The sequence below is a fragment of the Sphingomonas sp. SAFR-052 genome (assembly GCF_051965015.1).
Taxonomy (GTDB): domain Bacteria; phylum Pseudomonadota; class Alphaproteobacteria; order Sphingomonadales; family Sphingomonadaceae; genus Sphingomonas.
In genome coordinates, this window is sequence record NZ_JBQCMO010000012.1 from 22,703 (window position 1) to 35,793 (window position 13,091).

Annotated in this window: 2 protein-coding genes; one reads left to right on the top strand and one right to left on the bottom strand. The window is 65.8% G+C overall.

Features of this window, described 5'->3' with window-relative positions:
• Positions 1-165: 165 nt before the first annotated feature.
• The gene (locus ACTHQV_RS17040; protein ID WP_440491936.1) at positions 166-7,404 is read right to left on the bottom strand and encodes an autotransporter outer membrane beta-barrel domain-containing protein; all 7,239 of its coding nucleotides are present in this window, start codon (positions 7,402-7,404) and stop codon (positions 166-168) included.
• Positions 7,405-8,118: 714 nt separating this feature from the next.
• On the opposite strand from ACTHQV_RS17040, the gene ACTHQV_RS17045 reads away from it, so the two are divergent.
• Positions 8,119-12,915, top strand: a complete 4,797-nt coding sequence (locus ACTHQV_RS17045) for a cadherin-like domain-containing protein (protein ID WP_440491937.1) — start codon at positions 8,119-8,121, stop codon at positions 12,913-12,915.
• The last annotated feature ends 176 nt before the right edge of the window (positions 12,916-13,091 follow it).

Sequence of the window (13,091 nt, forward strand, 5' to 3'; positions counted from 1 at the left end):
GACTGCAATACGTCGGGTACGCCCCGGACCTATAGCAGGTACGTTCCATGGTTCGGTTAATGTAAAGAAGCGACTTAGCTTCCCTATGAGGGGGCCGGTTGTTCCAAATAAGAAGCGGAGTGGCAGGAGCCTGTCTGCCGAACAGACAGGCTCCCAGCTCCTCAATCAGAACCGCAGCCGAACCCCGGTGCTGATCGCAGCGCGGTTGTCGCTCGATCCGGTCTGGGCCGAGGCGGTCGAGAACAGGTCGAGGCCGTCGGTGACCCGCTGGACGAGGCCGGCGGCGACGGTGCCGACTGCCTGTGCCCGGCCCGCGCCGAGCGCCACCAGGCCGAGCGGTCCGCCGGCATAGCCCGCCACCGCATCGGCACGCTGGCCCTCGATCTGGTAGCGCAGGCCGAGCGAAACGAACGGCCGGAACGCGGCGTCCGACGTTTCCGCGCGCGCGAAGCCCACGCCCGCATCGGCGAAGCTCGCGACATGCTTGTCGGCGGCGACGGTCAGCGCGAACGGGCCGCCGGCCTCGACCAGCTGATCGCGCGAGGTGCGGATATAGGTCACCCCGGCACGCGGCCGCAGCGCCCATTCGCCCATGTCGATCGTATAGTGCGTCGACAGATCGCCGACGACGCTGGTCAGGTCATAGCTGGCGCGCGAGGCGACTCTGGCGGGCAGTGCGCGGTCGGTATCGGCCTTGCCGCCATGATAGGCGATCGATGCGCCGAAGCCGAGCTTGCCGGTTGCATAGCGGCCATGGACGCCCGCTACCCAGCCATCGACGCCGGTGCGCGCGGCGAGTGCGTCGATGCGCTGGCGGCTGTTGATGAAGCCGGTAAAGGCCCCGACCGACCATGCACTGTCGCCATAGCCGATGCCACCGACGAAGCCGTAGCTGTTGGTCGCGGCGCGCGACACGCCCTCCGACCGATCGGCGGCAAGGCGGTACCAGCTGCCGATCGCCTGACCGAAGGTGAAGCCGCCGGCCTCGCTGCGGTTGGCGGCGAAGCCCGGACCGCGCGCGATATCGGTCAGGGCGAGCGCGTTCTCGACCCCGATCTGCGTCGCGCTGGCATAGGCTTCGGGGGTCAGGCGCGCGAATGCCTGCGCATTCGAACCGCCGCCCGATGTCGTCAGCGCCGGCAGCACCGCGAACAGTGCACTGGTCGCGGGCTGGGTCTGTAGCACGGTGTTGGCGTAATCGACCGAACGGCTGACCTGCGGGCTGAAACCGGCATCGTTCAGGAACTGGCCGAGCAGCTGGATGCGGTCGGTGCGCTGGACGACGAAGCCGAACAGCGTGTCGGGCTTCTGGATCGTGGTGAAGCTGCCGGTGATGCCGCCGCTGGCGGTGATGAGGTCGTAGCTGGCGCCGGGACGCAGCGTGCCGCTCTGCGTGAGTTGCAGCGTCGAACCCGATGCGATCGCGAGCGTGCCGTTGATGACCAGCTTGTCCTGTGCGGTCGGCGTGAACTCGAACACCGATGTCGAGCCCGAGGCGAGCGAGACATTGCCGTTGACGGTCATCGTGCCCGGCGACGCGCCGGGGCTGAGAATGCCTGCCACGGTAACGTTGCCGTTGACGGTGCCCGCCGAGCCGAAGGTCGCGCCGCTGCGCACCGCGAACGTCCCGTTCAGTACCGATCCGGCCAGGCCGACGAGGCGCCCGCCGGTCAGGTCGACGCTGCCGAGCGTGGCGGTGCCCGAAACGGTGGCGAAACCGCCCGACATCGCCAACGCCTCGACATTGGTGACGGTGCTGAACGCCGTGTTGCCGCCGGTGATCGCCAGCGTATCGCTGCCCGCGCCGCCATCGACCGCGCCGGTGAAGCCGCCGGCGATGGTGAAGCGCTGGTCGCCGCTACCGAAGCGGACCGGGGCGGTCAGCGTCGACCCGCTGGCGATCGTCAGGCTAGTGCCGGCATTGAGCGCGTCATAGGCGTGGGCGCCGGTCAGGGTCAGCGTGCCGGTGCCTTCGCTGGTAAAGGTTTCGAAGCCGGTCAGCGTGGTGCTGGCAAGGCTGCGGTCGCCGGCGAGGGTCAGGATAACGCTGTCGCTGCCTGCACCACCCGCGACGGTGCCGTTCAGCGTGCTGCCCGTCGTGAGCCGCAACGCGTCATTGCCTGCGCCCAGATCGATCACCCCGGCCAGCGTACCGCCCGAGGCGACCGTCACCACCTGCGCCCCGTCGCCGAACGACAGCGGTGCGTTGGTGGCGCCGAGCGTGCCGGCAACCGTCAGCGATCCATTGGTCAGCGCGACCTGTTCGAACCCGGTCGCGGTCCCGGTCAGTATCACCACACCGGTATTGATGAAGGCGAGCGTGTCGCTGCCCGTGCCACCGTCATAGCTGCCGGCGGCGGTCTGCGCGCCGGTCGCCAGCATGTCGTTGCCCGCCCCCAGTGCGACCGAGGCGACATCGCCATCGACCATCAACTGCTCGGCGGCGTCCGATCCGGTAACGGTGCCGAGCGAGAAGCCGTTCAGCGTCGTGTTGAGACCGGTGCCGGTCAGCGTCGTGGTTTGGAAGCTCTGGTCGAGTGCGAGGGTCAGCGTGCCGGTCCCTTCGAGCGACAGCCGCTCGAAATTGGTGCGCGCGTTGATGCCGTTGCGGTCGCCGGCCAGCACGACATTGTAGCTGTCGGTGCCGGCGCCGCCATCGACGCCGCCCGCGACCGTGCTGTTGGGGCCGTCGACGAAGCTGTCGTCGCCGTCACCCAGCAGCACCGTACCGCCGATCGTGCCACGATTGACGACCCGGTCGTTGCCGCCGCCCAGTGTGATACCGCCAGCGATGGTGCCGTCATTGACGACGGTTTCGATCGCGTCCGATCCGGTGATGGTGAACGCGCCGCTGCTGGTCAGCGTTTGCCCGGCGGCGACGCTGATCGTGCCGCCGACCAAGTCGATCGTGTTCAGCCGGAAATTGCCGGTGTAGCGGACGTCGCCCGATCCGGTCTGGCTGAAGCGTTCGAAATTGATGAACTGGTCGCCGTTCAGCGTGCCACCACCGGTCGCATCGACGATGAAGTTATCATCGCCCTCGCCCGCATCGACGGTACCGATCAGCGTCGCCGACAGGCGATGGAGGAAGGTGTCGTTGCCGGCACCGAGGAACACGTCGCCCTCGATCCGGCCGTAATTCTCGATCCGGTCGTCGCCGACGGCAACGTTGATCGAACCGATGATCGTGCCGTTGTTGATGATGCGGTCGGCGATCGTCGAAAAACCGGTATCTTCGTCCGACGTCTGGATCGCGCCGGCGAGGTAATCGGATGCGCCGAAATAGGCGAAGCTAGAGTTTTCGACATCGGTCAGCCGCGTGCCCGCGCCGCCGCGGATCGTTCCGGCGTTGACGAGGTCGAGCGCACTTTCGGCGGCCGCGACCGCGACCGATTGGGTGCCAGTCGCCTCGATCACGCCCGATGCGGTGTTGGTCAGCTGCGTCGTGCCGCCGCTATAGTTGCCGACAAACAGGCCGACGCTGGGCAGGATATAGGTGTAGTTGGGATCGAAAGTACCTTCCACGATCCGCTCGCCGGCATTGGCGCGGATCGTACCCGAATTGGTCGCCGTGATGGCAACGGTGCCCGGACCGGAGAAACCGCGCAGGGATACGGCGTCGCTGGACGGGCTGGTGATCTCGATCAAGCCCTTGTTGTCGAAGGTAATCGTGGATCCGGCGGCGGTCGCATTGTCGGCGGAAAGCGCGAGCGTCTCGCCTTCATTAGTATCGGCCGAGGTCATGGTCCCGGTATTGATGAACGACAGCGACTGCGAACCTGAAATCGGTTCGTTCAGATAGTTGTTGCCGATGCGGACATCGGTGCCGCCGGTGATCGTCCCGCTGTTGCTCGCGGTCAGCGCGCTGCCCTTTTCCACGGACAGGAACACCGCCCCCAAATCGACATTGCTGGTGGTGATGCTGCCACTGTTGGTGAAGTCGAGCGTGTCGTTCGATACCGCCTCTACGGTCCCGAACCGGTTGGTGTTGATCGTTGCGCCACCGATCGTGCCGGTGTTCGCAAACTGGCGGACCTTGCCCTCGACCGAGGCGGTGATCGTGCCCTGGTTCGAGAAGCTATTCAGCGGCGTTCCGTACACGAAGCCACGGTTGGTATATTGATCGGGCGTGCCGAGCGTCGCGCTCTCGATCGTCGCCGTGTTCACGATCGCGCCGTCGCCGGTGAGCGCAACCGAACCGGTGATCGGTTCGATCGCGCGCAAGGTCACGACCGTGTCGGCGCCGATCGCGCTCACACCCTGTCGTTCGAAATTGGTGGTGGCGTTCGGGCTGATCGTCACCGTATCGCTGGCGCGGCGTGCCTGGATCAGCGTATCAATGCCACCACCGCCGTCGATCGTACCGTTGATGCTGAGCGGGTTGTAGGCGATCAGCGTGTCGTTACCGTTACCGAACAGCAGGTTGCCGTCGATCGTGCCGCCATCCTGGATATAGGTCGCGCTGGTGAACGAGCGGCCGGACGTGGCGTAGCCCATATCGACGGTGCCAGTGATCGTACCGGCATTGGTCAGCCTGCCGCCGGCCGTGCGGATCGCCAGTCGTTCGGTCTGCCCCTCGACCAGGCCGCCCGCGATCGTGCCGGTCGCGGCATTGTCGATCGTGCTGAAGCCCCCCAGTGCGATGGCAAGACCACCGAAGCTGCTGATGCGGCCGCTATTGGCGATCGTCATGCCCCTGGTATCGGCCTGCACCGCGACCCCGCCGACGTTGATCGTGCCCGAATTGGTCAGCGTCGTGGCATAGCTGGAGCTGCCGAGCACGCCGACCGACGTGCGGTTGCGCATCAATTGCGAAATGGTGCCGGTGTTCACGATCGTGCCGGTGTCGCGGATGCCGATCGCGCCGCTCAGCGAAATCCGGCCGCTATTGGTGATCTGCGATGCCGAACCGGAACCGGTGTTGACCGCAGCACCCGAAATGGCGGCGACTTCGTTCGGGTTGAGGTCCGCGCGATCGGTAACGCTGATCGTGCCGCTGTTGGTGAAGCGGTCGCCATTTTGCAGCATGACCGCCGCACCGGTGAAATTGCCTTCCTCGATCCGCAACAGGCTCAGATCACCGCTGCTGGTAATGTTCAGCGCGTTGGCGGTGGCGGTTTCGCCGGGGGCGAGCGTGGGCGAGATGGTCTGGATCGCCGCGCGCAACACGGTCGTGATGTTACCGCTCAGGTCGACGGTGCCATGGCCGGCGACCAGCAGCGTCTGGTCCGATGTGCCGCTGACCGTCAGCTTCGCATCGTTCGACAGGTCATAGCCGAGGCTGGTGAAGCCGTCGCGTTCGGCCAGGGTGGTCGTCGCATCAGCACGCACGCGCAGCCGCAGCGTCGAGCGGCTCGCGAAAACCTGTCCGTTGATCCCGGCGAACGCGCCGGTCCCGGTGTTGACGAAATCGGTCACCAGCACGTCGCCGCGACCGAGCGTCAGGTCGCCGTTCAGCACGCCGCCGGGCAGCGCGAAATAACGGTTGCGGGTGCTGGTCGTGGTGACGGTATCGGTCAGGTCGGCGAAGACGACGTTGCCGTTGATCGTGCCGGCATTGGTGACGATGTTGTTCGAGGTGTATATGCCACTGAGCCGCCCGGAGATTGCGGTCGGTCCCGACACGACACCGCCTGCCCGGTTGTCGAGCGTGGCGGTGCCGCCGAGCACCATGCCGGTCTGCGTGCCCTGGATCGTGCCGGTATTGACCAGCAAAGTGTTGGTCAGCCGTGCGCCGGTTTGCCCGTCGATCCGCCCGGCATTGCTGCGTTCGGTACCGGTCGCCCCGCCGGTAAGCGCGAGGGCGATGCCGTTCGACGACTGAATGACGCCGGTCGCGCTGTTGGTGAAGCTGTCGCCGGTCACCCGCATGCCGGTGAAATAGGCATTGACGGTACCGTTGTTGACGACGACGCCGTTGTTGACGGCCCCGGTCGTCGCATCGCCGAGCGACACGGCATTGCGCGCGCTGTCGATCGTGCCGTTATTCTCGAACCGGCTGAACCGGGTGAGGTCGATCGCATAGGGCGTGCCGCGGGTGGTGGTCAGCGCGATCGTGCCGTTGTTGGTCAGGCCGGGGGTACCGGTCACCGACAGGTCGTTGGCGATGACCTGGCCGAGCGTCGTCAGCACCGCATTGTTGACGATCGTCCCGCCGCCACCGATCGCCAGTGCTTCGGTTCCGGTAGCGCTGGCGGCCAACGTCGTGGTGGTGCCGGCCTCGGCGATCAGCGAGAAACGCTCGAACGCAGTGGGCAGCGTCAGCGGCGTCGCGATCGTCGCATCGGTCGTGAAGCGCAGCCGTACGGAATCGGTGCCGGCCCCGCCATCGATCGCGCCGGCAACGCCGTAGCGCAATTGCGTTCCGTCATAGGCGGCGATCAGGGTATCGTTGCCGGCACCGAAGAGCAGCGACCCGGTGATCTGCCCAGCGGACGAATCCACCGTGCTGCCGGACGTCGTCGAGGTGCCGCCGGCCAGCACGTCACCGACGATCGTGCCGGCATTGGTGAGGTTCAGCCTGTCGCGGACGGTGATCGCGGTCGTGCCCGCGCTGGTGATGCGTCCGGCGGCATTGTTGTTGATGGTAAGTATCAGAGCGCTGATTGCGGCTTCCGCCCCTAGGTTCTCGATCGTCCCGTTATTGTTCAGCGCGTTGAAAAAATCGATCGACACGGTCGGCGTGAAATCGTCGGTGGACCGGATCGTGCCGCTGTTGTTGATGATGCCGGTCGACGACGAATTGCCGAACTGACTGATCGCATTGATACCACGCTCGGCGCTGACGATCGTTCCGGCATTATCGAGCGTGCCGATCGGTGCCGAAATACTGTTGATCGTTCCGCCTGCACGATTGACGATCGACGTGAACGGCACATCCGAACTGTCGGAAGAGACGGCAACGCCGAAAGCGGACGCGCCGATGACGCCGCTATTATCGATGCTGGCACTGGCGGCGTTGGATTGCCGGGAGATTCGCTGAAGCGCGACGCCATCGTTCACCTGCCCACCGGTCGCGACAGTCAATGCCAGCACATGGGCATTGGTATCGCCGGCAATCGGATCGACGTTCAGGAACACACCGTCATTGACCAACCCGTTGACGGTCAGCGTGACCGGCCCGCCATTGTTGGCCGACTGGATGCGCACGTCGATCCCCGGTTCACCGTTCGCACCGCTGACTGTCGCATCCTGATTGATGACGACGGTCGTGCCGCGGGTCGAGACGATCAGGCCGTCGGCATCGGTGCCGCTGCAGATGGTGGTCGTGCCGGAAACGGTCGGATCGGGCGTGCATTGGGCGAAGGCCGGGCCGGCCAGCATCAACGCGACCGTCATCGCGCTCGACCCCAACGCACGAGCCCGCACCTGCCGCGACTGCGACATACCGTTCCGACCGATCATGACATTCCCCTTTTAACAGGAGAGCGCTTACCGTTTGGCCAGAATGTTGTCGAGACTTTCGAGATCTACCCGATCTCTTACTGGGCCATTTAAACCCATTTTGGATAAAATTAATTTTGAGAAGCGCTGTAATCCAAGTACATAAAATCATATTTGTATTCAAATAAGCTGTCACAGCTTATGTGTTTGTAAAGATAGTTAATATTAATCTTTACTTTTGTGGGGCTGTAAAGCCGACCATGCGCCTGACGCGCCGTTTGCTTCAGGCTGTCCAAGCTTGGGAAGCTGATCGGCAGGGGTATTTCAGCATCTGCGTGCGGCGTTACCCCCAATACGCCAAAGGGTCGTTAGGAAAGCCCTGTACGGTGCCCCTATGGGAGGTGGCAATGCGTCAAACCGCTGTTGTGACGATGACGCGTAAATCGCGCTGCAGATAATCAGAAATCATCCCAACCAATCACCGCTTGAACATTGGCGCGTTTTCTTTGCGCGCCGCGGCATTTTTTGACTCGACCTTAATCTTTCTCTCCGAAAACGGCCCCGTCCGGAGCAGGCATCGGGGCGGCCATGGTCGCAGCGGGGGTTCCAGTTCCGGACATCCGTATCGCGATCGTCGCACGCGCACCGATCCAGTCGAACCGGCACCGGCCGTCCCTCTCGGGCGACCCCGATGCGCTGCGACCGGCCGGAGCGGGCGTAGAGGGGGAATATCAAGTGAAGTCTTCGGCTATCCGGCTGCCGCGTCGGCGATTTTTGAAGCTTAAAGGCAACATGGTCGAGCTGGCGGTCGGCCTGCTCGTCGCTGTCATGATCGAAACCCAGTCGGCGCACGCCGAGACGCTGCCGGCCGATACCGGTGCCGGCGATGCGGGTCCGGTGCCCGCCGCGGCGGTGCCCGAAGCGATCGCCGCGATCGATCCGGAAGCGATCCGTACCCTGTCGATCGACGAACTCAAGCAGCTGCTCGATGCCAAGGCGCTGGCTGCGCTCGGCCTCGACAGCGATTTCATCCAGCTGCTCGACGTTGACGCCTCGGCGGCGATCCGTCGCCTCGAAACCGCGTTCCGCGAGAAGATCAAGGCCCCCGTCAAGGGCGAGGCGAAGATCGCTGCCGCCGGCGACGGGCATGGCGGCGAGCATGGCGATGTCGCCCATGCCGAGCGCGCGAGCGCCGACACGCATCATGACTCGGCGCTCGACGGCGGCTTCTCGCCGCTGTGGCTGCTGGCCGGTCTGGCGGTAGTCGGAGGTGGCGTCGCACTGGCCGCCGGCGGCGGCGGGGACAAGGACGGTCCCGCTCCCAATGTCGCGCCGAGCGCGAGCGCTGATGCCTTCACCACGGCCGAGGACACGGCCGTTACCTTCGACGTGCGGACCAACGACAGCGACCGCGACGGCGGCACGCTGAGCGTCACGCAGATCAACGGTACCGCGATCACCACGACCGCCCCGGTCACGATCACCGGCGGCGTCGTCAGCCTGAACGCCGATGGTCGGCTGACCTTCACGCCGACCGCCAATTTCAACGGCAGCCCGACCTTCACCTACACCGTGTCGGACGGGCAGGGCGGCACCGCGACGGCGACCGTCACCGGCACCGTCACGGCAGTCAACGACGCACCGGTCGCGACCAACGACAGCTTCACCACCGCCGAGGATACCGCCGTCACCGTCACGGTGCGCGCCAACGACCGCGACGTCGATGGCGACGCGCTGACCGTGACCCAGATCAACGGCACCGCCATCACCACGACTGCCCCGGTCGCGGTCACCGGTGGCGTCGTCAGCCTGAATGCCACCGGCGATCTGGTCTTCACCCCGACCGCCAATTTCAACGGTAGCCCGAGCTTCACCTACACCGTGTCGGACGGGAAGGGCGGCACTGCCACCGCAACCGTCAACGGCACCGTCACCGCGGTGAACGATGCGCCGGTCAACACGCTGCCCGCCAGCGTCGCACCGGTCGGACAGGGCACGGCGGTTGCGATCAAGGGCCTGTCGATCGCCGATGTCGACGGCGGCAATACGACGTTCACCACCACGCTGAGCGTCGCGCACGGTGTGCTGGTCGCCGGCACCGTCGATGGCGGCGCCGTCATCAGCGGCGCGGGTACCGGTTCGCTGGTGCTGACCGGCACGCTGGCTCAGGTCAATGCGACGCTCGCCACGATCGGCTATACCAGCACGTCGGGTTATGTCGGCACGGAAACGCTGACCATGGTCACCAGCGATGGCCAGACGACCGATACCGACACGCTGAACCTGACCGTGGCACAGGTCACGCAGGGCGTGGTCATCGACGGCTATGTCGCGGGCGCGCGCATCTTCTTCGACGCGAACGGCAACGGCGCCTATGATGAGGGCGAAGTGGTCGCCACCACCGACGCACAGGGCCGCTTCACGCTGGTCGGCGAGCCGGTCGGTACGATGATCGCGCTGGGCGGCGTCAACACCGATACCGGCCTGCCCAACACCATTCCGCTCAAGGCACCGGCCGGATCGACGGCAGTGACGCCGCTGACCACGCTGGTCGCCGAACTGACCCAGACCGGTGTCGACGTCGCGACCGCGCAGGCACAGGTCGCCCGTGCGTTCGGCCTGCCCGAAGGCGTCAATCTCGGCAGCTTCGACTTCCTCGCGCCCACTGCCGATCCGGCGATCGGCTTCGCGATCCAGAAGGTCGCGACCCAGATCGCGACCGTCATGATCCAGGCGCAGGCGGCGGGCGTCAGCGCGACCGCGGTCAGTGCGCAGATCGCCCAGCTGACGACGACCGGCGCGGTCGACCTCGGCAACCCGACGCAGCTGGCGAACGTGCTGGTCGCGGCCGGCACCGATGCGAGCGTGGCGGCAGCCGCTGCGCAGAAGACGGCAGCGATCAACCAGGCGGTGGCCAGCGCCACGACGCCCGACGCACTGGTCGACACGGTCCGCGACCTCAACCAGCCCAATGCCAACCTGCCGCCGGTGACGCTGGCCGATGTCGCCAAGTTCGGACTCGGCCTGTCGGTCGAAATGGCGGTGCTCGCCAATGACAGCGACCCGAATGGCGGCCCGCTCAGCATCGTCGCGGTCGAAGGCCGCGCGATCACGATCGGCCAGTCGGTCGATCTGGACAACGGCACGGTCACGCTCGGTGAGAACGGCACGCTGACCTTCACCCCGGCGGACGGCTTCCTCGGCAGCCAGAGCTTCAACTACACGGTAGCGGACAGCGCTGGCGCGACCGCGATCGGGACGGCGACCGCCAGCCTCGCCACGCCGTTGCTGCTGGTGGCGCCCGAACAGGTCGATTTCGCGGTCAGCCGTGCCGCCGATCTGGCTGCCGCAGGCGTCCAGACGATCGCCGTCGACACCGCGACCATCGACGATGCACAGGCCAATACGCTGGTCGAGGCCGGTATCGACTTTGCCGAAGCCGACGACGTGACGCTGCAGGTCGAGGGCACGCACCTCAACACCACGCTGAAGTCGCTGCAGGATCTGCATGTCGACGTCATCGCGGTCGGCGCGGGCGTCACCGAATTGTCGCTGGAAGCCGGCGGATCGCTCGACTCGCTCAGCGTCGGCAGCCTGCCGCAGTTCGACGTGGCGCAATCGGATGCCGCGCTCGACGTGACGCTGAACGTCGACCCGGGCACGCTCGTCGCCGGGGTCGACCTGACCCAGCTGGCTGCCGGGTTGCGCGCCAGCGGCATCGACCACCTGGGCGTGGTCGGAAACGGTGCGCTGGCACTCGATATGGGCCAGGCGCAGGCGCTGTCGGGTGCGGGGCTCGACTTCGCGACCGCCGCCGACATCACGCTCGACGTGGACACGGCACAGCTGGCGGGGATCGCGAACGACCCGGCGATGCTGGCCCAGCTGCATGTCGATCACCTCGACGTCGCCGGTCCGGCCACGATCACCGAGACGCAGGCCGCCGAGCTGATCGGCGCGGGCGTCGACTTCGTCGAGAGCGACAATGTGACGCTGGCGGTCGAAGGCACGCAGATGTCGACTACGCTGAAGGGTCTGCAGACGCTGCATGTCGATGCGGTCGCGGTGAGCGCGGGCGTTACCGTCCTGTCGCTGGAGGCCGGCGGTGCGCTTGACGGGATCACGACCGGCGACCTGCCCTCGTTCGTCATCGACCAGACCGACGCCGCACTCGACGTGACGCTGACCGTCGATGCTGGAATGCTGAACGGTAATTTCGACATGTTCGCACTGGCACCGGCGCTCGCCGATGCGGGTATCGACCATATCGGCGTCGCCGGGGCGGGCACGCTGGGGCTGTCGCTCCAGCAGGCCTGGGGCGTGTCGGTCAGCGGCATGGATTTCACCCCTGCGACCGACGTGGTCGTGCATCTGGGCGCCACCGAACTGGCGGCCGTCACTGCACCGGGCGAGGCGGCGTTGCTCGGCCAGATCAATGTCGACACGCTCGACGTGATCGAGGATCAGGCGGTCATCTCCGACGATCAGGCGGCCAATCTGGTGGCGGCCGGCCTGCACTTCGCCGACGGCGACGACATCACCGTCGCGGCGGAAGGCACGCAGATGTCGACGACGCTGCGCGGGCTGCACGACCTGAAGGTCGATGCGGTGGCGGGGACCATCGGCGGCAAGCTGGTGATCGATGCCGGCGACCTGACCGGGATCAGCGCCGATGACCTGCCGCAGTTCGATGTGGCACAGTCGGACGACCTGCTCGACGTCACGCTGCGCGTCGATGCGGGCCAGCTGGGTGCGATCGTCGAGCTGGCGCAGGGCCTGGCCGATGCCGGGATCGACCATATCGTCACCAATCAGGATCTTGCCCTGCTCGATCCCGATCAGCTGGCGGTGCTGGACCAGATCACCGACCTGTTCGGCATCGACTTCGCCTACGAACCCTTCGATCCGGTGGAGCAGCGCTTCCTCGATCCCGAAGAAGCGCGGGCCGAAGCCGAGCTGATTCAGGAAATGCGTAGCGGCTTCGAAGGTGCCGACGATGACGGTACCGGCGGCGTGTATCGCATCACCGACGGTGCGCATCATGCGCTGGCGGAATCGGGCCTGCTCCGCGCCTATACCGCCGATACGCTGGTCATCGACGGCACGGGTTCGTCGGACAAGCTGCTGGCGACGCTGAAGGACATCGGCGACATGGGTGTCGACGAAGTCCGCCTGGCCGATGGCCAAGGTGCGCCGGTCTATGTCGATCTCGGCCTCGACGGGCTGGACGGGGATAGCGGCATGGCCGAAATCCGCGCCCTGCTCCGCTCGCTGGGCGAAGGGCAGAACGGACCGGAGCCGATCTTCCAGGGCAGCGACAAGGTCGCACTGGTGATGGACGCCGATGCCGCGCACGCATTGTCGCAGGTCGAAGGCGGCCTGGAACAGCTCAAGGCGATCGGCATCACCGAGATCGACGTACTGACCGATGATGACGACATGACCCCACCGGCATTCGGCGATGTCGGGATCGAGGTGAAGCTGATCGGGCAGGACGACGAACTGTACCGCCAGCTGCATCACGACCGGTAAGGTCTGTCCCGCCCCCTTCCGATCGGAAGGGGGCGGCGATTGGCCACGATCGTCCTACTTTCATATCGATCGGTTGGTGCCGATTGCAGATCCAGCGACGGCTCGGTCCCCTTGGGGCCGGGCCGTTCGTGCTACGACCGTCTAACCCCATCTTAACCATTTTCGCCGCATAGCCG

What these genes read in the sequence shown, in the direction of transcription:
- ACTHQV_RS17040 (WP_440491936.1), bottom strand. Translation starts at nt 7,404, where the DNA reads ATGATCGGTCGGAACGGTATGTCGCAGTCGCGGCAGGTGCGGGCTCGT.